This is a genomic window from Halopseudomonas salina (genome assembly GCF_008641105.1).
In genome coordinates, this window is the sequence record NZ_VTTI01000001.1 from 431,227 (window position 1) to 454,399 (window position 23,173).

Sequence of the window (23,173 nt, forward strand, 5' to 3'; positions counted from 1 at the left end):
CGCCTGTTGATGGCGGATTATCACCCCTGCATAACCTGCTGGAGCCTGAGCCTCGCATGGTCGATACTGCGCCAAACACGACTCGCAGGGGACTCAGAATATGACCGAACAACGCTTTGACATGACCGGTAAAACCGCACTGATTACAGGCGCTTCCAGCGGGCTTGGGGAACACTTCGCCCGTGTGCTGGCCGCCGCAGGTGCGCGTGTTGTGGTAGCCGCCCGCCGCGCTGAACGCCTGGACAAGTTGGTGCAGGATCTGCAGGCCCAGGGTTTTGCAGCCCTGGCAGTGACCATGGATGTAACCGATTCCGACAGCATCGATGCCGGCTTCCGCCAGGCCGAGCAGCAGTTTGGCGGTGTGGATGTACTGATCAACAATGCCGGCATTGGTGAAGGTGTGCCCTTTCTGAAAATGACCGAAGGCAACTGGCGCAGCATGCTCGACACCAATCTCGACGGCGCCTGGCGTGTCGCCCACCGGGCTGCAGTAGCCATGGCAGAGTCCGGCCGGGGCGGTAACATCGTCAATATCGCTTCGATTCTTGGCCTGCGCGTAGGTCAGGGCCTGAGCCACTACGCGGTCGCCAAGGCCGGTGTGGTGCAACTGACCAAGGCCATGGCCATTGAGCTGGCTCGCGACAATATTCGGGTCAACGCGATCGCCCCCGGCTATTTCCGTACCGAGATGAACAACGATTATTTCGAGTCGGAAAAAGGTCAGGAATATATCAAGCAGAAAGTACCCATGCGTCGCCTGGGCCTGCTCGAGGAGCTAAGCGGGCCCTTGTTATTGTTGGCCAGTGAGGCGGGCTCGTTCATGACCGGTACCGTTATCAATGTGGATGGCGGCCATCTGTGCAATAGTCTGTGAATAGATAACCAACAGGGCTCCAAGAGGACTCACAGGCCAATGCTCCGGATTGATTTACGCCGCAACGAGCGTCCCTTGCTGGTGACCGGGGTCATTCTGCTCGCTCTGTTTTTTTCCTTTCTGGCCTGGTCAGACCGCAATCAACGTGACTCACTGTGGCAGCAACAATTACATGCCCAGTCCGAGATACAGCGCATGGCCGTTGAACAGTCGCAACAGGCTGTGCGACGCCAGGCCCTTATGGCGGCCAACAGTCTGACGGAAGACCCCGATACCTTGCGGCTGATACGTCGCATTGCCTTGCTCAAAGAGCGCAACGGTCTCGACGACCCTGTGTTGCATCTTCTGCGTGCCCAACTGCGTAACGACCTCTCCGGCTTCTGGCGGATACTCGAGGAGGCAGGTGCCAATCAACTGCACGTGCATCTAGCACCAGGTGCGGTCAGCTTGCTGCGTATGCACCAACCCGACCATTGGGGTGATAGCCTGGAGGGCATACGCCCCATGATAGAGCTGGTGCAAGCCCAGGGGCAGGCACTGAGCGGCATGGAAACCGGCCGCCACGGCTCAGGCATGCGCGGCATTGTGCCCATTAAAAACAGAGCCGGTCCCGACGCAGAAGTCATCGCCAGCCTGGAGGTTGGCTTTGGCATGCTGCCGGAATTGCAATTGCTGGATGAAGAGTTGCAGGCCAGCCTGGCGCTCCTACTCAACCGGCACTTGCTGGAAGATGTCGTGCTCGACCATGACGAGGCTGGCCTGGTCGAACTGAAGGGCAGCCCCTGGTGGCTGAATCAGTCGTCACGTACTGAAGCAATGGATTGGCTCTCCAGCGACTCGGTTGCAAAGGCCCTGGAGCAGGACGGCAGTGCCGAGTTGGCGCTCAATGGCCGCTACCATCTACTCACGAGCATCCCCCTGGAAGACTTTCAGTCGCGTCTGGATGGCCAGGGTAATCCCTCGGCGCTGGTTCTGGTCTGGCGCGATATAAATCCACTCTGGCAGCAACACCTGACAGAAAAAAGTCGGGCTTTACTCACCTGGCTGACTGCCTTTATCGCCGCCATGCTGTTACTCGGCAGTCTCTTGCTGGCCACCCGTGAAAGTGTCCGGCGGCGCGAGCATGACCACCAGGGTCGTCTCAAGCAAGAGATAAAGGAGCGCGAGCAGACCGCGCATCTACTGAACATTGTTTCGCAAACCCAGTCTGCCTATATCAAGGCCAGCAACCTGAATGATAGCTTTGATCAATTACTCGCCCAGATACTTGATCTGACCGGAAGCCGCTTTGGTTTCGTAGGCCAGCTATTGCGCAACGGGGACGGCAAGCCCTTTCTGCAGACCTATGCCATCAGCAATATCGCCTGGGACGATCAAAGCCGTGCATTTTATGAGGAGCATCAGGCCACCGGCTTGCGCTTTACGCGCCTGGACACCCTGTTTGGCCAGGTACTGCAAAGTGGCGCTGCATACATAAGTAATGATCCTGTGAATGACCCTAATCGCGGTGGCTTGCCACCGGGCCACCCGGCCCTGGAGAGTTTTGCCGGACTGCCTATCTTATTCGGCGATCGGATGGTGGGCATGATCGGGCTGGCTAACCGGGAGGGTGGATACAACCTTGAGCAACTGGCCTATCTAACGCCTCTGCTCAATTCACTCGGCCAACTGATACACGCTCTGCGCAGGGATGAAGAAGAACGGGCTTCCACCCTGCGCATCGAGCTGCAGCGCCAGGCGCTACGCGCCTTGAACGAGATTGCAGCTCTGTCCAACCTGCGCCTGGAGACCCGCCTGAACAAGGCCCTGGAGCTGGGCTGCCAGTACCTGCGAATGAATGTGGGTATTATCAGTTCCATCACTGATGATGATTACCGGGTAGTGGCCCAGTATAGCCCCGATAATAATATTGCCATCGGTCAGTATTTCACGCTTGGAACTACCTATTGCGCCCTGACACTACAACAGGCCGATGTGCTGGCCATCGAGTTCATGGGTCAGTCACGATTCAGCGGCCATCCCTGCTACAACCTGTTTGGTCTTGAGAGCTATCTGGGTGTGCCTTTGATAGTCGACGGTGAGCGTTACGGGACGCTCAACTTCACCTCCGAGGAGCCACGGCAACAGCCGTTCGCCGATACCGACCTGGAGTTTATCCGGCTGATGAGCCGTTGGGTGAATTCCGCTCTGAGTCAGGACGCCGCCAATCGTGAGCGCGAACAGCTGCTTGAACGTTTCAACCGCCTCACCGAGCAGTTACCCGGCGTAGTCTACCAATATCAACTCAACAGTGAGGGAGAGACCTGGTTCCCGTACAGTAGCCAGGGCATCATCGATCTTTATGGGGTCACCCCCGAGCAGGTCCGAATGGATGCCGATGCAGCCGTGCAGGCTATCCACCCGGAGGACCAGCCGCAGATACTTGAGAGTATTGCCGACTCTGCCAAGCACCTGTCGATCTGGCGCAGTGAATACCGGGTCAACCATCCTGTATTGGGGGAAATTTGGGCAGCTGGCAGCGCCGTGCCGGAACGACTGGAAAACGGCGATACCATCTGGCACGGCTACATCGGCGATATTACTGCCCGCAAGCAGATTGAACTGACCCTGGAGCACGAAAGAACGCGCCTGGAAAGCATTATTCGGGGCACCAACATTGGTACCTGGGAATGGAACGTGAGCACGGGAGAAACTCTGTTTAATGAACGCTGGGCCAATATTATCGGCTACACGCTCGATGAACTGGCCCCCATCAACATTGATACCTGGGGCCGTCTGACCCATCCGGATGACCTGGCAGAATCCGAGCGCAAGTTGAAGCAGCACTTTTCCGGTGAGGCGGACTACTACGACTGCAAATGCCGCATGCGCCACAAGGACGGTCACTGGGTATGGGTACACGATCGCGGCCAACTGATCAGCCGTACCCCTGAGGGTCAGCCCCTGTGGATGAGCGGTACCCATGCGGACATCAGCGCAGAGATGGATCGGGATCAGAAAATCAGCCAGGCCAGGGCTTTCCTGCGGGCAGTCATTGATGCCTCTACCGAGGTTGCGGTCATCACCACCGACCTGCAGGGCACCATCACCCTGTTCAACAGCGGGGCCGAAAAGCTACTCGGTTACAAGGCAGAGGACATCGTCGACAAAACCACTCCGGCGGTATTCCACCTGGCCAGCGAAATAGAACGGCGTAGTCAGAAGCTCAGTCAGGAAAAGGGCATTGATGTCACTGGCTTCGAGGTATTCACCAGCAATGTTCGTGACGGTGGTGGCGAAACCCTGCACTGGACTTACGTGCACAAGGACGGCGGCCATCGTCTGGTCAATCTGACGGTTACCGGCATTCGCGAGGAAAACAACGAGCTGACCGGCTTCCTCGGGATCGCTACCGATATCACCGACCTGATTCAGGCCACCCGCGCGCTGCAAAAAAGCGAATCACGCTTCCGCAGCATGGTCAGCAACCTGCCCGGCGCAGTGTACCGCTGCAACAATGACCTGGACTGGACGATGTCGTATATGAGTGACGAGATTCAGACCATTACCGGCTATCCGGCTTCAGATTTTGTTGATAACCGGGTACGTAGCTTTGCCAGTATTGTGCATCCCGAGGATCTGCATCTAACCTATGCTACCGCTGAGCGTATTCAGCGCCAGGAAGCTTTTGAAGCGACCTACCGGGTTGTTCATGCCCTGGGCCACGAGGTCTGGGTCAGGGAGAAGGGCCGTGGCGAATACAATGCACAGAACGAACTGTTGTGGCTGAGTGGTTTTATCTGGGACGCTACCGAGCAGCGCCGGATAGATCAGCTGAAGAATCAATTCGTATCCACTGTGAGCCATGAACTGCGCACACCATTAACCGCTATTTCAGGTGCGCTTACGCTGATTACCAACAATGTGCTGGGGCCAGTGCCCACCGGGATGCGCGAGATGCTGCAGATTGCGCAGAAAAACAGCCAGTCGCTGAACAATCTGATCAACGATCTGCTGAATATGGAAAAGCTCGAAGCTGGAAAAATGCATTTTGATCTTCAGCCCCAGGCGCTTGCGCCGCTTTTGTTGACAGCCATCCAGGGCAACGCCGGCTATGCGGCGCAATTCCAGGTACAACTGGAGCTAGGACATGTTGATGCCGTAGAGGTGACAGTCGATGGCCAGCGCATGGGGCAAATACTGAACAATTACCTGTCCAACGCGATCAAGTTCTCCTACCCGGGCCAATCCGTTTTGCTTGAAGCCCACTATGCACAGAGCAAGGTGCGTATACGGGTGACTGATAAGGGAATCGGCATCCCTGAAGCCTTCCATGAGCAACTGTTTACCAAGTTCTCCCAGGCAGATGCCACGGACACCCGTCAGCGGGGCGGCACCGGTCTGGGTCTCGCCATCTGCCGTGAACTGGCGTCACACATGGCCGCCGAGGTCGGCTTTGAGTCATCTCCGGGGAAGGGCTCGAGCTTCTGGATATTGCTGGATGCCAAGTCCGCATCAGATCAGGTAGGCTGAAACCAAGGAATGCCAGGGGAGGGCTGTAGCGCAGAGCAGAGACGAAATTCGGTTATAGGTCGAACATGTACAGCGAGTCGAATAGATGAAGATACTGATCGTCGAGGATGATCAATGGATAGCTGAATTGCTCAGACAGGTGCTGGAAAGCCTCACCAGCGGGGCCGAACTGAGCCTGGTGGGTACAGTTGGCAATGCGCTCAACGAGATAAAAGCCAACCCCCAGGATCTGTTGATTTGTGATCTGAATCTACCCGATGGCAGCGGGCTGGAAGTGATAGAAGCCTGCCGACGGAGAAACCCGAATAGCCACAGGGTGCTTATTACCTCACAGATTGACCGGGCAACCGTCATTGCCGCTCGCCGGGCTGGTATCACCAGTTTTATAGCCAAGCCTTTCAAGGTGGAAAGTCTGTTTGAACGATTGCGCGAACTGGTCAACCAGGGGGCGATTGAATGCGCTGCCGGCGTGGACGGCGTGAGTGACTTGCAGGACTTCCTGACCCAACAGCTGCAACAAAAACTGTTTATTCCCTGGAGCGCGCAGGTCGCTCAGTCCCGGGTGCTCAACCTGGAACGCACCTGCAGCCGGCATGAGATGGTTCGCCTTGCGCGCCAGCAACCGATACTGCTGGCAGGGTTGATGCATCAGGCAAACCTTGATCAGGGGGGAGAAGGTACCTTCAACTGCATCAGCGTCGAGCAGGCCATTGACCAGTTGGGGTTAGTCAGTAGCATCGAGTTGGCGATTCAGCTTGCACGCACGGGGCCGGTACTGCGTGATCCCTTACTGCTTGAAAAAGCTCTTCAGTTGATGAAACAGCAGGCCGCTCTGGCAAAAGCTCTGACACGACTGGCACATCATCAATCCATCGCGTCCGAGCCAGTGAGGTCGGCAGTCAGTTTATGCCTTCTGGGGGAAATGGCGACGCTCTGTGCAATACAGAATTTTGTCGACTACGGACAACAGTTCGATCCCCTGGATGTCGATCGCTTGATGCTGAAGTTCGCGCCTGAGTTCGGCAATCGCATCAAGGTGGGTCTGAAGCTACCTTTCATCACCCGGGAATTGATCGGTGCCGTGTTCAAGTTGCCCCAAAACAGTCTGCGCAAAGACCTCGTCATAATGCGTATTGCTGCATTGGAAACCGAGCTGGACGATGACCCGATTGAATTGGCACGGTTGCGGAAATGGGTAGGCCTATCCAAAGGGTAAACGCGTCCACCTTCTCTGACTCGTTAGCTGGAGCCGACTCTTGCGAAACTGCTCACTTGATATCAGTCGGCCCCGCCCAGTTTACGGGTCAGCTCTTCGGCGGATATGGCCTGGCAGCCGCTGGCGTTCTGGCCTGACCACAGCGGCGAAAAGTCACCATTGCCACATGCCTCAGCGGCCTTGCGCAACGGCATTATCGCGGCGCCAGCCAGGGGAAAGGCTGGCGCCGAAGGACTAATCGGCCCCAATTCGCGTATCACCCGGTTGACGATGCCCCTTGCCGGCCGGCCGGAAAATACATTGGTCAAGGCTGTGTGCTCGACTGCTTTGCTGATCAGCGCGTCACGATGAACTTCACTGGTCGTAGCCTCGGGGCATAACAGAAAGGCCGTACCGATCTGCACGCCAGCCGCGCCCAGCGCCATGACGGCGCGGATACCTGCGGCATCGGCAATGCCACCAGCGGCGATAACCGGCACATCAATCGCTGCGATAACCTGGGGTAGCAGGGCGAAGATCCCCAACTGTGTAGTGATGTCATCGCTCAGAAACATACCCCGGTGGCCGCCAGCTTCCAGGCCCTGGGCAATCACTGCATCGACTCCGCGAGCCTCGAGCCAGCGGGCTTCTTCCACAGTCGTAGCGGACGAGAGAATGACCGTACCCCAGCTCTTGAGCTCCGCCATCAGCTCGGGGGCCGGCAGGCCGAAGTGGAAACTGACAACCGGGGGCTTGAACTCGCGAAGGATCTCCAGCGTACCGGTATCAAAGGGTCTACGTCCGCCACCAGCCGGGACATCAGTAATGTCTAATCCCCACTCCTGATAATAAGGCGCCAGCGCAGCGCGCCACTCCAGCTCGCGATCCTCCTCGGGCCTCGGCGGGGTATGGCAGAAGAAATTCACATTCCAGGGACCCACGCTGTGCTCGACCATCGTCTGCAATTCGGCCCGCAGGGCATCCGGCCCGAGCATCGCCGCAGGCACTGACCCCAACCCGCCGGCGCGGCATACAGCCAGCGCCAGATTGCTGTTCTGCACTCCGGCCATGGGTGCCTGGATGATCGGCAAGCGAGTTCCAAGTAGAGCCTGAAGGGTCATTGGTGAGTCCTCATATAGTGATGGTGAGCGGCTTCACAGATTAACGCCTCACCGAGCTCACTACCACGGCGACCTCGTCGTGGTCTAAGGTGTAGGCAGCGAACTCACCAACAATCAGGAGCAAAGTGCATGGGCATTCCCACGATCGGATTGGGTACCTACCGTCTGAAAGGGCAGGAGGTCATCGACTCTGTCAGCCAGGCGTTGCAACTTGGATACCGGCATATAGATACGGCGCAGATCTATGAGAACGAAGCGCAGGTAGGTAAGGCAATCGCTGATAACGGCATACCCCGGGATGAGCTGTTTATTACCACCAAGATCTGGATATCCAATCTGGCACCACGCAAGCTGATTCCCAGCCTGGAAGAAAGCTTGAACAAGCTCGGTCTCAAGCAGGTGGATATGACGCTGATCCACTGGCCCTCGCCAGATGACAAGGTGCCAATGGAAGAATATCTGCCGATGCTGCTGGAAGCACGAGAGCAGGGGCTCACCAAAAAGATCGGCGTGTCCAATTTCACCATCGAGCATCTGGGCAAGGCCATTGACCTGGTGGGGGCCGAGAATATCGCCACCAATCAGGTGGAGATTCACCCCTTTCTGCACAATCGGAAAATAGCCGAATTCGCCCGCGAGCATGGCATTCAGCTCACCGCATACATGCCGCTGGCAGTAGGCGCAGTGATGAAGGATCCGGTATTACAGGCCATTGGGCAGGCGCATGGAGTCACGCCCGCGCAGGTGACGCTCGCCTGGCTGATGCAACTGGGCTATGTGGTTATTCCCTCTTCCACCAAACGCGGACACCAGCAGGACAACCTGCGGGCGGCCGATCTGCAGCTCAGCCAGGACGATATGGCGGCTATTGCGGCACTGGAGCGCAATGAACGGATTGCTGACCCCGACTTTGCGCCACAGTGGGACTAAGGCAACTCAGAAGCCTTCCAGCACGATCTTGCCGCGTGACTGATGGCTTTCCAGCAGGCGGTGGGCCTTGAGCAGGTTGGCTGCGTTGATGCGGCCGAAGTGTTCGCCCAGGGTGGTCTTCAGGGTGCCCTGGTCAATCAGGTCGGCCACGCGGTTGAGCAAGCGACTCTGTTCGTTCATGTCCGGGGTCTGGTGCAGGCTGCGGGCGAACATGAACTCCCAATGCAGCGACAGGCTCTTGGGCTTGAGTTTGAGTACATCGAGACTCTCGAAGTCGTCGATCAGCCCCAGCTTGCCCTGCGGCGCCAGGCATTCCACGATTTCTTCGTAATGCTCGACCGTGTGGGTCAACGAAGCAACCAGCTCCACCTGTTCGATGCCCTTGCCCTGCAGCTGAGCCAGCATCGGCTCGTGGTGGTTGATCACATGCTGGGCGCCCAGGTCGCTGATCCAGCGCGCGCTTTCGGGCCGGGAAGCGGTGGCCACCACGGTCAGTTCAGTCAGTTGCCGGGCCAGCTGCACCAGAATGGAACCCACACCACCGGCGCCGCCGATCACCAGCAAGGTTTGGCCCGCCCCGCCGCCCTCGCTCACACCAAACCGGTCAAACAGCAACTCCCAGGCGGTAATGGCTGTCAGGGGCAGGGCCGCCGCCTCGGCATCGCTGAGGCTCGCAGGCGCACGGCCGACGATGCGCTCATCGACCAGGTGGTACTCTGCGTTGGTGCCGGGGCGGTCGATAGCGCCAGCGTAGAACACCCGGTCACCCACCTTGAAGCCGGACACCTCAGCGCCTGCCGATTCGACCGTGCCCACCGCATCCCAACCCAAGACATCAAATTTGCCCGTCAGTGGCGCTCGGCTACTGCGGATCTTCGCGTCTACCGGGTTGACCGAAATCGCTGCGACCTTGACCAACAGATCACGCGGGCCGGGCTCGGGGCGCGGCAGTTCGATATCCACCAGTGCATCTGACCGGCTCACGGCACCGGCTTCCTGATATCCCACAGCTTTCATATTCTGGCTCCTCGATTGAATCAACGTGGAGCATTCTGACCCCTGTGAAGCCGGCGCGAAAGCCGATATAGGTCGCAGGCTGTTGCAGGATTCGCCCGCCAAATGATCTTAAGCTAGCGCCAGAGCGCGGGATTCGCGGCTATCTGGTCCAGAGCCTCGGGATTGGCGATGGCTTCGCGATTACTCACCACTTCTCTGCGCAACAGCTTGGCCACCGCCAATTCGACTTTCTTGCCACTGCGGGTATAGGGGATCTGCTCGACCACCTCGATGCACGCCGGTACATGCCGTGGGCTGGCATTATCGCGGATACGTTGACGAATGCGCTGGCGCAGGGCTTCATCCATCTGATGATCGGGGTTCATGACCACCAGCAGCACCACGCGCACGTCGCCTTCCCAGTCCTGCCCGACCACCAGACTGTCGGCGATTTCCTCCAGGGTCTCCACCTGACGATAGATCTCGGCGGTACCGATACGCACCCCGCCCGGATTCAGGGTGGCGTCACTGCGGCCATGGATAATACAGCCGCCCTCGTCATCGAACTCGATATAGTCGCCATGGGCCCAGACGCCATCGAAGCGCTCGAAATATGCGGCGCGGTAGCGGCTACCGTCCGGGTCATTCCAGAATCCGATCGGCATGCACGGCGCCGGCTGCAGGCAAACCAGCTCACCCCGTTCGCCAACCACCGCCCGACCTGCATCGTTGAATGCCTGCACATCCATGCCCAGCATGCGGCACTGGATCACGCCCCGGCGCACCGGCAACAGCGGCGAGCAGCCAACAAAACAGGAGACGATATCGGTACCGCCGGATATCGAGCCCAAGAGCATGTCTTTCTTGACTGCCTCGTAGACCCAGTCGTAATCCTCGGGCAGCAGAGGCGAGCCAGTCGACAGCAGCACGCGCAGTGGGCTCAGATCAAAACTGCGCCCTGGCTGCAGACCAGCATTACGACACCCACCCAGAAACTTGGCGCTGGTACCAAAATGGGTGACGCGATAATCCTCGGCCAGCTGCCATAGCCGGTGCATATCGGGGTAACCCGGATTGCCATCAAAGAGCACCAGCTCTGCGCCGGTAACCAGGCCCGAAGCCAGCCAGTTCCACATCATCCAGCCGCAGGTCGTGAAGTAGAACAACACATCCTCAGGGCCCAGATCACCGTGCAACATCAGCTCCTTGCTATGTTGCAGCAACGTGCCGCCGGCACCATGGATGATGCATTTGGGTACGCCGGTGGTGCCCGAGGAGTACAGGATGTATAGCGGGTGATCAAAGGGCAGGGCTGTAAACTCCAGAGGTGCACCGGCATATTCGCTCTGCACGGCTTGCCAATCGATCACGCCATCCGGCAGTGCGATATCCGGTACATTGCGGATCATCAACAGTTGTTCCACCGAGGGCATACTGGCTCGTAGCTCCAACGCCTGGGCTGTGCGATCGAAGACCTTGCCCCCATAACCATAGCCGTTAACGCAGATCAGCAGTCTGGGCTCGATCTGGCCAAAGCGGTCAAGGATGCCGGCGGTGCCGAAATCTGGCGAGGCCGAAGACCACACCGCGCCGATACTGGCAGCCGCGAGCATACCAATGATCGCTTCGGGGACATTCGCAACAACCGCGGCAATACGGTCACCTGGCTGTATCCCAGTCTCACGCATCCAGGCTGCCAGTGCTGCAACCTGGGCAAGGAGCTCACTGCGACTGAGGGTGAAATCGCCACGGGTTTCGGAACGGGCATGTAACGCTGGCCGCGTAGCGTCACTAGTCAGGGCGTGGCGCAGCAGGTTCTCGGCAAAGTTGAGGCGCGCCTGTGGGAACCAGCGCGCGCCAGGCAGCGCGTGACTCTCCAGCACGACACTCGGATCGCTGGCGCTGACCACATCGGTGTAATCCCAGATGCTGCGCCAGAATCGTTCGATGTCAGCGATGGACCAGGCGTGGAGGTCCGCGTAATCGGCACCTGGCATTTCACTAGCGTTCTGTAACCAGTCTCTATAGCAGGCCATGCGACTGCTTTTCATTGTCCGGGCGGTGGGTGTGTGGAGAACTGCGGGCAAATTCGTCATGGCACACTCCGACGGCAATGCGTCATGTATTCGATAAAGGCATCGGCCGGTAGCGGCCGGCTGTACAGGTAACCCTGCACAAAATCGCAACCGGACTGGCGCAGGAAGTCGCGCTGCTCTTGGGTCTCGACTCCCTCGGCGAGGGTCTGCATGCCCAGGTTCCGGGACAACGTGATGGTCGCATTCACAATGGCGGCGTCATCACCATCGACACTCAGATCACGGATGAAAGATTGGTCTATCTTGATTTTTTGCAGGTGAAAGCGCTTCAGATAACTCATGGACGAGTAGCCGGTTCCGAAATCATCCAGAGCCAGATTAAGCCCCAACCGGTTGAGCCGGGCAATGATCTGTATGGCGGACTCAGGGTCCTGCATGGTCATGCTTTCGGTCAGTTCCAGCTCCAGGGCCTGCGGCGGTACGCCGGTGCTTTCCAGCAGGGCTTCGATCTTGCCCAATAGCTGTCTGTCGCGGAACTGCACGGCTGACAGATTGACGGCTACACGCATATCGGTAAAGCCCATGCCATGCCATACCAGCAAGTGCTTGAGCGACTCGGCCAGCACCCATTCACCAATCGGAATGATCAGCCCGCTGTTTTCCGCCACCGGAATGAATTCGGCTGGCGAAATATTACCCAACTCGGGATGATTCCAGCGCAACAACGCCTCGGCTCCCACCAGATGGTCGTCCGTCAGGCGATGTTGCGGCTGAAAATGCACACTCAACTGACCCCGGGCCATGGCATGGCGTAGCGCGTTCTCGATCTGCAGAGTACGCACGTAATGGGTCTGCAGCTCCGGCTTGAAGAAGCTGTAGCCATTGCGTCCGTGCTGCTTTGCCCGATACATCGCAATGTCGGCATTACTCAGCAAATTGACCAGGTCCTGCGCATCATCCGGATACAGGGCAATACCAATCGAAGCCGTCACAGTCAGCTCGTGACCCGCAACGAACATGGATTCAGTCATCGCATTGGCAATGCGCTGCGCGGTATGTGCCGCACCATTGGCGTCCGTCTCGGGCAAGATCAGCGTGAACTCATCGCCCCCGGTCCGGGATAAGGTGTCCTCCTCACGCAACAACCCCGATAAGCGCTGTGCAAAGGCCACCAGCAACGCGTCACCGACCTGGTGACCCAGTGAATCGTTGACATTCTTGAAGTTGTCCAAGTCGATAAACATCAGCGCCAGGTGCTTGCCATGTCGCTCGGCCAGACTCAGGGCGAGCTCGGCACGTTGCTCGAACATGCTGCGGTTAGGCAAGCCGGTCAACACATCAAAATATGCCAGCTTGTGAATATGCTGTTCATCCGCCTTGCGTTGGGTGATGTCACTGAGGACCGCCACGTAATGGGTAGCCTCCCCATTGTCATCGAGCATACGACTGACGCGCAGCCACTCCGGGTAAAGGGTACCGTCCTTGCGCCGGTTCCAGACCTCGCCCTGCCAGTGGCCCTGACTTTCGATGGCAGCCCACATGCTCTGGTAGAACGCCTTGTCATGCTGACCCGAAGACAGCAGGGTCGGCGTGTGACCCATCGCATCAGAGGGACTGTAGCCGGTGATGTCGGTAAAGGCCCGGTTGACCTTGACGATGCGCTGCCGGGCATCTGTTATCAGGAATCCTTCGCTGCTTTGCTCAAACACCCGACCGACCAGTTTCAGCTCCTCACTCGCTCGCACTGTTTCGTCAATGTCGATATGGGTGCCTACGATGAGGTCGGTAAAGTGTCCGTCCCCATCGCGCAGAAAACGGCCCCGTGCCAGAATCCAGATCCATTCACCCTTGGCGGTCCGTACACGAAAACGGTTTTCGTACAGTCTGTCAGAGGGATTGCTGAAATAGTTCGTGAAGCGCCGGGCCGCCGACTCTCTGTCGTCTGGGTGGAGCAGGTCGATCCAGACCTGCAGCGAACCGAACTGAGGATCACGCTCCTGCGCCACCGGATCGAAACCCAGCATCAGAAAATATTCGTCACTCAACTCCAGGCGACCTGAGCTGACATGATATTCCCATGCCCCGGTGTTGGAGGCGCTGACAAAGGACTGGTAACGCGCTAACAGTTGCCGATTCAGTTCTCCAGCCCGTTTACGCTCGGTGATGTCACGGGACAACACGATAAAACGGTCGGTTTCATTGGGCCTCGCTGCCTTGCGTGCCACCGACAACTCGAACCAGCGCTCACCCTCGGCACTCCCTGGATCGCCCAATGGAAAGCTGTAACCACCTGCCCAACCCTTTTGTGCTGCCTCTGAAATAGCAGTCATGACCTGGCCCGCAGCTGCTCTCGGCAATGCTTCGTGTACCGTTCTGCCTTGCATCGAATGGAACGGCATTTTCAGCAGGTCAATACGCTGGGAATAAAAACGGTAATAGCGTCCTTCGGCATCCAGTTCGAACAAGAGATCGGGTATGGCGTGGATTACCGCGGCCATATCATTGCGCGCCGCCACTTCAGAGCGCGTGCGCTGGGCAACCAGGCTGGTGAGATTCTGCCGCTGCCAGCGCATAGTGAGCACCTGAAGAACCGAATAACCCAGCGCCAAGCTGGTGATGACCCCGATCAACAACATGATCAAGGCCCGCAACCAGAGCTCGACGCTAGGAGGTTGCTCAACGCTCAGGATCCAATGGGCGTTGGCCAGCTCCAATGACACTTCATGGGAGCGTTGGAAGTCTCCCTCGTCAGCAACCGGCAGCAGCAGATCCCGCTGGGCCGTATTAGGATCGAGGCGCCATAGACGAAAGCGCAACTGCTGTTCTCGCAGAGCCTGGATCTCCGGCAATGACTGGATAGTTGTCAGGTCGAGAATTGCGACTACAAAGCCCCAGAATCGCTCGGAACCACTGGCATCGCTGACGAATACGGGCAAACGACCGGCCATCACGCGACCGCCCCGAGTCTGGTAAAAGGGCCTGGACAAGGTAAGACTCTTGTTCTGCAGGGCCATCATGGCGTCGGCACCGCGCTCGGGATCCAGCAGCAAATCGCGTTGCAGCTCCCCTTCATTCCCCGCAAGCGGCCACACCTGACTGATCACACCACCCTCTGCCATGGCGAGAGCGGAGGCGCCGGGGAAGTAGGTACTCAGCTCGTCTCCGAGCAGTTGAAAATCATCTAGCTGTCCATCGGACACTTGAACCAGGGTGCCCAGGGTATAAACAGCTCCCAGACTACGCAGCACAAAATCGGAAATACCCTGTCCGTATCCCTCCACTCGTTGGGCAAACTGCTCCTCCTGCAGCAAACGACTGTGGTGATGGAGGCTGTAGCCGATGATAAAAGCCAGAACGCCGGTGATCAGACCAGTCAATAGTGCAACCAACCAGTAGGCCCGGGGCGGCTTGAGCAATTCAGCTTCACTCGGTTGTTCATGATCCGTCATGGATACCCTTCCCTGGTCCAGATACGGTTATCGGTGCTCTTGGGTGCATCCTGGCTCTCTTGTTTTTATTGATTCTGCAGATGAAACAGGCCGATGATCCATTCTTGAATCCAAGCTGGCCTCACCCTTTTTTTGCGCCGCCTGCAGCAGTGCGAGCAGCGCTTGCTCACGGCCCGCCGAGGTCGAACTCCCCATTTCTTCTACTGCCTGATAAAAAGCCTGCCAATCTTTTCCAGTCTGTTCAAAGAGCATAGCAAAAGCCGGCACCCACTGATCATAAAGTCCAAAGGGTAACAGGCTGGCATTGTTCAGCTCTTGCGCGAACCAGCCGTCAAATCGTGGGCTGCTTTCCCAGCATTCTGTCTTCCACTGCCTGTAGTCCGTTTGCAGACGGAAAAACGCCTTTTCCTTTGCTATCCGTTTGGCCACATCAGGTTGTTCGCTGGCGTAGATCTCCCGCAGGCTTTCCCGTGTAGCCATGACCAGCCGGGTAAACTCAGCCTGCTGCTGCTCGAGCTCGGGATCCGGTGGCGCCAGCCCCCGACTGGCTCGCCACTGGCGCAGACCTTCACTGCCAACGAAATTGGCAAATGATTCGTTGAAAGCAGTCTCGTCCTTCACATAAAAACGCTGATGCGCCAATTCGTGAAACAGCGTCAGGGCAACATAATCATCATCCCAGTTGAGCATGGAACTGAGCAGCGGGTCGTCATACCAGCCCAGGGTCGAGTAGGCTGGAATGTCACCAATAAAAACGTCCATACCCTCTTGCCGCCAATGCTGCGCCGCGCCTTGCGCCGCCTCGGGAGTAAAATAGCCCTTGTAGGCCAGGCATCCGGTAAACAGATAGCAGTGCTGAACAGGCTCTAGCGAGAGTTCCGGCGTGACGAACAGATTCCACAGCACGTAATCCCGGGGCAGGGCGCTGTACCGGGTGTAACTGGCATTGTCCGGCAACCCGAGCACATTGCTGGCAAACCGGCGTGCGTCGAGCGCCTGGGCCAGGCGCATCTTGAGAGCGGGATCGGTGCCGGGACTTTCCAACAAGTCGACAATGGGCACACTCAGCGCCATCACGTTGCGCTGGCCCTGCCAAGATTGCTGGACGAAGGCGATACTGCTACACCCACCGAGCAGCGCAACGGTGAGTATCGTCAGATAGAGGCTCTTCACAGATTGACCTTCAGCCAGTTCGCCAGCTCGCGGACCTGTGCCTGCGGTTGTCGTGAAGGGCTCCATAGCGCCAGCTGATTGGATGTTTCGGTGAACCCCCAGGGAGCGAGCAAGCGGCCATTGGCAATGTCATCAGCTACCAGCAACTCAGGGGCGATCGCCACTCCCAGCCCAGAAAGGGCCGCCTCAAGAAGGTAATACAAATGCTCGAAGCCCTGGCCCTGGCGCAGGGTTTGTGGTTCGAGCCCCAGCGCCCGCGCCCAGTCAGCCCAGGCGCCGGGGCGCGAGAGGGTATGTAACAGGGGTTCGTTCACCAGTGCACTGGGGGGCTGCTCGGCAATCGACGCCGCTCGCCCATAGCGCGGACTGAATACCGGTCCGATACGTTCAGCGATCAGCGGATACACCTGCATGTCTGCAGGCCAGGGCGGCTCGGCAAACAGCAACGTTGCGCTGACACCCGGCTTGCGCGGATCCAGCTCACCTTCGCTGGCGGAGAGGTGCAGATTCAGCGCTGGAAGCTCAGCGTTCAACCGGTCCAGACGCGGAATAAACCAACGCGCCAGCAAGCTGCCCGGACAGGCAAGAAGGAAAGGTGCACTCACCTGACTCTGACTGATCTCTGCACACACCGTGCGCAGACTATCCAGCGCTTCGCGACTGGCATCGCGCAGCCGCCGGCCGGCGTTGGTCAATTGCACGCCACGACCCGCCTTCTCGAACAGGGCTACTCCCAGCTCCGCTTCCAGGGTGCGGATCTGGCGACTGACTGCGCCGTGGGTCACATGCAGCACTTGCGCCGCCTGGCTCACGCTTTCCAGCCGCGCAGCCGTTTCGAATACGCGCAATGCGTTGAGTGAGGGTAGATCTCGGCTCATGGCGATACGTCACTTTTTCTCACAGGTTTCAGCTATCTTATCGGTTTTTTTCCTATGCCGCCTGCCCTAAGGTGGGTGCATTCCAAAACGTATTCCAGATGAAGGTACCGATCATGCAGAACACCAGCACCTTTACCCGTGGGGCAGATGCCCAGGGCCAGTTTGGCTCCTTCGGCGGGCGCTTCGTTGCCGAGTCCCTGATGCCGCTGATTCTTGATCTTGAAGAGGCCTTCAACACCGCACTCGCGGAGCCGAATTTTCTCGCCGAGCTGGACCGTTTCCAGGCCGAATTCGTTGGCCGTCCCAGCCCGCTGTATTATGCGGAGCGGCTGACCGAGCTGTACGGCGGTGCGAAAATCTATTTCAAGCGCGAAGAGCTTAACCACACCGGTGCGCACAAGATCAACAACTGTATTGGTCAGGTGCTGCTGGCCAAGCGCATGGGCAAGACCCGCATCATTGCCGAAACCGGCGCCGGCATGCACGGCGTTGCCACGGCCACTGTCGCCGCACGCTTTGGCTTGCCCTGCGTGGTCTACATGGGCGCAACCGATATTGACCGCCAGCGTGACAACGTCTCGCGCATGCGTTTGATGGGCGCCGAAATCATTCCCGTCACATCCGGTACCGGCACCCTGAAAGATGCGATGAACGAGGCCCTGCGCGACTGGGTCACTAACGTCGACAACACCTTCTACATGATCGGCACCGTAGCCGGGCCACATCCCTACCCCACCATGGTCCGTGAGTTTCAGGCCGTGATAGGTCGCGAGGCTCGCGTGCAGATGCAGGCCCGCGAGGGTCGTTTGCCGGACAGCCTGATTGCCTGCATTGGCGGCGGGTCCAATGCGATGGGACTGTTCCACGCGTTCCTCGATGACCCGAGCGTGCAATTGATCGGGGTCGAAGCGGCCGGCGAAGGTCTGGACAGTGGCAAGCACGCGGCCAGCCTCAAGGGAGGTATCGCTGGTGTGCTGCATGGTAACCGCACCTACCTGTTGCAGGACACCGATGGTCAGATCACCGATGCGCACTCCGTGTCTGCCGGTCTGGATTATCCGGGAATCGGCCCTGAGCATGCCTGGTTGCATGAGCAGGGCCGCGTCGATTACGCCGCAGTGACCGATACCGAAGCCCTGGAGGCATTCCACGTCTGTTGCCGTCAGGAAGGCATCATTCCTGCACTGGAAACCGCCCACGCGCTGGCCGAAGTAGCCAAGCGTGCGCCGCACCTGCCCAAGGATCACATCATGGTCGTCTGCCTGTCCGGGCGTGGCGACAAGGATATGCCAACCGTATTGCGTCTGATGGAGGAGAAGGCATGACATCCCGTTTAGCTGGTCGCTTCGCCGAACTGAAAAGTGCCAACCGCGCCGCACTGGTGACCTACATCTGCGCCGGCGACCCCGGCCATGATGCCAGCCTGGCACTGCTCAAGCAGTTGCCCGGCGCCGGCGCAGACATTATCGAGCTGGGCATGCCCTTCAGCGACCCAATGGCTGACGGCCCGACCATCCAGGCCGCCGCCGTGCGCGCCCTCAAGGCCGGGCAGACGCAACTGAAAACCCTGGAAATGGTCCGGCAGTTCCGCGTCGAAGACCAGACCACACCGATCGTGCTGATGGGCTACTACAACCCGATCTACCGCTATGGTCCGGATAACTTCATGCGCGATGCGCGCGAAGCCGGCGTCGATGGTCTGCTGGTGGTCGATCTGCCCGCTGAACACGACAGCGAGCTGGGGCCCCTGGCCCGTGAGGCCGGTCTGGACATGATTCGCATGGCCACGCCGACCACCGATGCGAAACGCCTGCCGGCAGTGCTCGACCATGCCAGCGGCTTCCTCTACTACGTGTCGCTCAACGGCGTGACCGGCGTTGGCCAGGCGGATAATGCCACCGTGCGGGATGCGATCGGCGCGATTCGCCAGCAGACCGAGATTCCAGTGTGCGTAGGCTTTGGTGTGCGCACGCCGGAGCAGGCGGCGCGTTTTGCCCTGGATGCCGAGGGAGTGGTAGTTGGTTCGGCGCTGGTGGATTGCATAGCCAAGGCAGAAACCCCTGAGCAGGGAGTCAATGACGTGCTGAACCTGGTCTCAGACCTGGCTAACGCGGTACGCCACGCAAGAAACTAGCTCAACAGAAAGGCTGAGTTCCATCTCGGCCAATGGTGTTTGCGGCTGACTCTCTGTCGAGGTGGAACTCGACATTCCCGGGAGGCCCCTGGGAGTGGCCGGGCTCTGCCTCGGCAGGGTGGTAGCAGCAACGCCGCTGGTCGAGATGGAACTCGACGCTCCCGGAGTGCACGTCGCCGCCTGGGAGTTGCCGAGTTCCATCTCGGCTGTGGGTGTTTCTGACTGGCACTTTGTCGAGGTGGAACTCGACATTCCCAGCCCACCAGCCCACCGGCCCGGACTTTAGCGTAGGGCTTTGAGCACCGGCGCGGTATCGGGCCGCACGCCGCGCCAGAGCAGGAAAGCTTCAGCGGCCTGTTCGACCAACATCCCCAAACCATCCAGGCACCGCGCTGCACCTTGCTCGGCAGCCCAGCGATTGAATGCGGTCGCTTCACTGGCGTACATCATGTCGTAACACCAGGTATGTCCCGGGCGAATCAGGTTGGGGGAGATATCCGGCAGGTCACCGGCGAGACTGGCTGAGGTTGCGTTGATGATCAGATCGACCGGCTCCTCAATCCACTGAAAACCAGCTGCGCTGATCGGGCCCTGATCGGCGAACAGCGCAGCTAGTTCCTCGGCCTTGCTCACGGTGCGGTTAACGATGCACAGCTGTGAAGGCCCGGCGGCAAGCAGCGGCTGAATCACTCCCCGTGCCGCACCACCAGCGCCAACCAGCAGTACCTTGAGCCCTGCCAAAGCCAATCCAGCGTTGTGCTGGATATCCCTCACCAGGCCTTTACCATCGGTGTTATCGCCCAACAGTCTACCGTCATCCAGACGCTGAATCGTATTCACCGCTCCGGCGCGTTCCGCGGCAGGGGTATGCTGATCAACCAGCGCCCAGGCCTGCTCCTTGAACGGCACTGTGACGTTGACGCCCAGCCCCTCGGCCAGAAATTCGCGCAGCGTTCCGGCAAAGTCATCCAGCGGCGCCAATAATGCTTCATAGGCAATGGGCTGACCGGTCTGTTCGCCGAACATGCGATGGATTTGCGGCGACTTGCTATGCCCGATCGGATTGCCAATTACCGCGTAACGGTCCATCAGTGCACCTCTCCGAGCCAGTCCCGTGCCACCAGAAACTCATCGGTCAGGCGCGCTTCCGGTGTGCCCGGTGCGGGATGCCAGTTGTAGTCCCAGCGCACCACTGGCGGCAACGACATCAGAATAGACTCGGTGCGACCACCGGTTTGCAAACCAAACAGGGTGCCACGGTCATACACCAGATTGAACTCCACGTAACGACCGCGCCGGTACTCCTGAAAAGCCTTCTGCTCGGCGGTGTATTGCGCGCCGCGCCGGCGCTCGACCACTGGCAGGTACGCTTCGATGTAGGCGTCTCCCACCGCACGGAGAAACTCGAAGCTGCGTTCGAATCCCCATTCGTTGAGGTCATCGAAAAACAACCCACCCACACCACGTTGTTCCTGGCGATGCTTGAGATGAAAGTACTCGTCACACCAGGCTTTGTAGCGTGGATACACGTCATCACCAAAAGGCGCACAGGCGTCGCGAGCGACCTGATGCCAGTGTCTGCAGTCTTCCTCGTTGGCATAGTAGGGTGTCAGATCAAAACCGCCACCAAACCACCAGACCGGATCCGCGCCTTCCTTTTCGGCAATGAAGAAACGCACATTGGCGTGAGAGGTCGGCACATGGGGGTTTTCCGGATGCATTACCAGGGAGACGCCCATGGCCTGAAAATGCCGGCCGGCCAGCTCCGGTCGGTGGGCCGTGGCCGACGGCGGCATACCATCGCCAAACACGTGGGAAAAGCCCACGCCGCCTTTTTCCAGCAGCGCACCCTTTTCCATTATCCGCGAGCGACCACCGCCACCAGCCGGGCGGTCCCATTGTTCTTCGGCAAAGCGACCTGCACCATCGGCATTTTCCAGGGCAGCGCAGATGCGGTCCTGCAGATCCATCAGGTAATGCTTGACGGCTGCGACGTCGCTGGCATCGGGCATATCTTTCACGGGTAAACCTCAGGCGGGACGGATAATCTGGTCAGTCTGCAAGTCGCGGATGATACTGGGATTGTGCTGCCTGCCCAAGGGGCCGGGAACTACGGCATCCAGACACTCATGGAAATACTGCTCGATACGCAGTCGCGAGCGCGCGGGAGGGCGACCTCCGGGATTGGCCGAAGTGGATACCAGCGGGCCGGTCACCTCGCACATTTGTTGAATAAGGGGATGATCGCTGACGCGCAGCGCCACGGTCTGATGGACGCCGGTGATCCAGTGCGGCAGACGATCGCGATGGGGTACCAGCCAGGTATTGGGACCCGGCCAGGAAAGCCTTAATTTGGCGAGCAGCCCGTCGGGCAAGTCCCAGAGCAGAAAATCAAATTGCTCGATGTCGCCGGCAACCAGAATCAGACCCTTTTCCACCGGGCGATCTTTCAAGTCCAGGAGGCGTTCTACTGCATCGGCTTTCCAGGGATTGCAGCCCAATCCCCACACCGCCTCGGTGGGATACGCAACCACTCCCCCGGCATGCAAAATCCGGTTGAGTTGTATCAATCGCCAACGTGCCAACATGCCACCTCCCCCCGATAACCACCGCAACCCCACAGGCGTTGCCGGCTTTGGAGATGCATTGAACAAGCATACGAAAGAAGACAGTAGCCGAGCGGCGCTTCAGGCTCAAGGGCTACAGATCACGTCAGCCGGGAATACCCGTGCGGGGTATGCTGCACAAGACCATCAAGTTCCAGCTCCAGCAACTCCTGCATTACCCGCTCCACCGGCAGACCGCTGCGCTCACCCAGCCAGTCAACGCTCACGGGATTATGGTCCAGCAATGGCCAAAGCAGGCCAGGCGGCGCAGTATCGACGCTCTGCGATGAATCGGTATACGCCTCGATAGCTGCACGCAGTGGCAGGCGCAGTACCTCAAGCACGTCTCGAACGGTCTCGACCAGATGCGCGCCATCACGCAACAACTGGTGACAACCCCGTGCCTGGGTGCTGTGGATCGAACCAGGCATCGCAAATACCTCGCGATTCTGCTCCAAAGCCAGGCGCGCGGTAATGAGCGACCCGCTGTTCAGGCTGGCTTCCACCACCAGCGTGCCCAGACTTAGCCCACTGATGATTCGGTTGCGCCTGGGAAACTGACCGGCGTGGGGTGGCGCGTCGGGGGGTTGCTCGGAAACCAGCAAGCCGCCACGCTCGACAATAGCGCTGGCAAGCGTTCTGTGACGTTTCGGATAACAGTTGTCCAGGCCTGTTCCCCAGACCGCTATGGTCTGCCCGCCTGCATCCAGCGCGCCCTGGTGGCAGGCGCCGTCGATACCCAGCGCCATGCCGCTGGTCACTACCAGACCACTCTCCGCAAAGCTGCGGGCAAACTGACGCGCGGTGGCCGCACCGTGCGGGCCGGGATGACGGGTGCCGACCATCGCCAATTGAGGGTCATGCAACAGCTGCGCATTACCCTGCAGATAAAGCAGCGCGGGAGGGTCGGGAATGTCGCGCAACAACGCGGGATACTCTGGTGAACTCAGACATACCACCTGACAGCCTGGACCTTCGAGCCAGCGGTAGACAGCATCAAGCCTGGTGCCCAGCTTGGCTTCCCCCTGCTGATAGCGCTGGATGATGTCCAGCGCTGCAGGTCGCAGCCCAAGTGATTGCAGGGTGAGCAGATCGGCAGCAAGTGCATCGGCCGGATCAGGGAAATGCTGGAGCAGACGTGTCAGGGCGTGCGGCCCGACTCCTTCCAACAGGGAGAGAGTAAGCCACGCCTGCAGGGAGGACGGGGTAGCAACTGACATTGATCATCCTTGATCAGGGGTAGGCACCGCCAGAGGGCGGTGCCGCAAA

The 23,173-nt window shown here is 58.9% G+C and carries 17 protein-coding genes; 7 read left to right on the top strand and 10 right to left on the bottom strand.

The genetic code is table 11. From position 1 onward, the window contains the following. Positions 1 to 100: 100 nt before the first annotated feature. The 3 genes from FZF01_RS01935 (at position 101) to FZF01_RS01945 (ending at position 6,602) form a co-directional block, all read left to right on the top strand. Positions 101 to 874 carry an SDR family NAD(P)-dependent oxidoreductase gene (locus FZF01_RS01935; protein ID WP_150276405.1) on the top strand — a complete coding sequence of 258 codons (774 nt, stop codon included), beginning with the start codon at positions 101 to 103 and terminating at the stop codon, positions 872 to 874. A 39-nt stretch (positions 875 to 913) separates the two neighbouring features. After that, positions 914 to 5,386, top strand: coding sequence for a PAS domain-containing protein (locus FZF01_RS01940; protein WP_150276406.1), 4,473 nt, complete (start codon positions 914 to 916; stop codon positions 5,384 to 5,386). Between the two features lie 85 nt (positions 5,387 to 5,471). Then, positions 5,472 to 6,602, top strand: a complete 1,131-nt coding sequence (locus FZF01_RS01945) for a response regulator (RefSeq protein ID WP_150276407.1) — start codon at positions 5,472 to 5,474, stop codon at positions 6,600 to 6,602. 62 nt (positions 6,603 to 6,664) lie between these two features. Here FZF01_RS01945 and FZF01_RS01950 read toward each other — a convergent pair whose 3' ends face one another. Then, entirely contained in the window at positions 6,665 to 7,702 is a 1,038-nt protein-coding gene (locus FZF01_RS01950) for an NAD(P)H-dependent flavin oxidoreductase (protein ID WP_150276408.1), read from the bottom strand. A 129-nt stretch (positions 7,703 to 7,831) separates the two neighbouring features. Between FZF01_RS01950 and dkgB the strand changes: the two genes are divergently transcribed. Further along, on the top strand, positions 7,832 to 8,632 hold the full coding sequence (gene dkgB, locus FZF01_RS01955) for a 2,5-didehydrogluconate reductase DkgB (RefSeq protein ID WP_150276409.1): 801 nt from the start codon (positions 7,832 to 7,834) through the stop codon (positions 8,630 to 8,632). Positions 8,633 to 8,638: 6 nt separating this feature from the next. Here the strand turns inward: dkgB and FZF01_RS01960 are convergent, their stop codons facing one another. From FZF01_RS01960 to FZF01_RS01980, 5 genes are all read right to left on the bottom strand, one after another. Further along, positions 8,639 to 9,649, bottom strand: coding sequence for a zinc-binding alcohol dehydrogenase family protein (locus FZF01_RS01960; protein WP_150276410.1), 1,011 nt, complete (start codon positions 9,647 to 9,649; stop codon positions 8,639 to 8,641). A 113-nt stretch (positions 9,650 to 9,762) separates the two neighbouring features. Continuing rightward, positions 9,763 to 11,724, bottom strand: a complete 1,962-nt coding sequence (locus tag FZF01_RS01965; protein ID WP_150276411.1) for an acetoacetate--CoA ligase — start codon at positions 11,722 to 11,724, stop codon at positions 9,763 to 9,765. Next, the gene (locus tag FZF01_RS01970) at positions 11,721 to 15,113 is read right to left on the bottom strand and encodes a bifunctional diguanylate cyclase/phosphodiesterase (RefSeq protein WP_150276412.1); all 3,393 of its coding nucleotides are present in this window, start codon (positions 15,111 to 15,113) and stop codon (positions 11,721 to 11,723) included. Before FZF01_RS01970 ends, FZF01_RS01965 begins: the two co-directional genes overlap by 4 nt. A 27-nt stretch (positions 15,114 to 15,140) precedes the next feature. After that, positions 15,141 to 16,286: an aminopeptidase gene (locus tag FZF01_RS01975; RefSeq protein WP_223825353.1), complete on the bottom strand. Its 1,146-nt coding sequence runs from the start codon at positions 16,284 to 16,286 to the stop codon at positions 15,141 to 15,143. After that, positions 16,283 to 17,164 (bottom strand): LysR family transcriptional regulator, encoded by an 882-nt coding sequence (locus FZF01_RS01980; RefSeq protein ID WP_150276414.1) that lies wholly within the window; start codon positions 17,162 to 17,164, stop codon positions 16,283 to 16,285. The genes FZF01_RS01975 and FZF01_RS01980 overlap by 4 nt, the downstream gene beginning before the upstream one ends. A 113-nt stretch (positions 17,165 to 17,277) precedes the next feature. Between FZF01_RS01980 and trpB the strand changes: the two genes are divergently transcribed. The 3 genes from trpB to FZF01_RS01995 all read left to right on the top strand — a co-directional run bounded on the left by trpB (position 17,278) and on the right by FZF01_RS01995 (position 19,584). Next, complete coding sequence (trpB, locus tag FZF01_RS01985) at positions 17,278 to 18,489, top strand: tryptophan synthase subunit beta (RefSeq protein ID WP_150276415.1); 1,212 nt, start codon at positions 17,278 to 17,280, stop codon at positions 18,487 to 18,489. After that, positions 18,486 to 19,298 (top strand): tryptophan synthase subunit alpha, encoded by an 813-nt coding sequence (gene trpA, locus FZF01_RS01990; protein WP_150276416.1) that lies wholly within the window; start codon positions 18,486 to 18,488, stop codon positions 19,296 to 19,298. Before trpB ends, trpA begins: the two co-directional genes overlap by 4 nt. A 94-nt stretch (positions 19,299 to 19,392) precedes the next feature. After that, on the top strand, positions 19,393 to 19,584 hold the full coding sequence (locus FZF01_RS01995; RefSeq protein ID WP_150276417.1) for a hypothetical protein: 192 nt from the start codon (positions 19,393 to 19,395) through the stop codon (positions 19,582 to 19,584). Here the strand turns inward: FZF01_RS01995 and aroE are convergent. The 4 genes from aroE to dprA all read right to left on the bottom strand — a co-directional run bounded on the left by aroE (position 19,581) and on the right by dprA (position 23,124). Further along, positions 19,581 to 20,387, bottom strand: a complete 807-nt coding sequence (gene aroE / locus FZF01_RS02000) for a shikimate dehydrogenase (protein ID WP_150276418.1) — start codon at positions 20,385 to 20,387, stop codon at positions 19,581 to 19,583. The two genes, FZF01_RS01995 and aroE, sit on opposite strands and share 4 nt — an antisense overlap. Then, entirely contained in the window at positions 20,387 to 21,310 is a 924-nt protein-coding gene (hemF, locus tag FZF01_RS02005) for an oxygen-dependent coproporphyrinogen oxidase (protein WP_150276720.1), read from the bottom strand. Before hemF ends, aroE begins: the two co-directional genes overlap by 1 nt. Before the next feature lie 18 nt (positions 21,311 to 21,328). After that, on the bottom strand, positions 21,329 to 21,886 hold the full coding sequence (locus tag FZF01_RS02010; protein ID WP_150276419.1) for an L-threonylcarbamoyladenylate synthase: 558 nt from the start codon (positions 21,884 to 21,886) through the stop codon (positions 21,329 to 21,331). 119 nt (positions 21,887 to 22,005) lie between these two features. After that, entirely contained in the window at positions 22,006 to 23,124 is a 1,119-nt protein-coding gene (gene dprA / locus FZF01_RS02015) for a DNA-processing protein DprA (RefSeq protein WP_150276420.1), read from the bottom strand. Positions 23,125 to 23,173 lie beyond the last annotated feature (49 nt).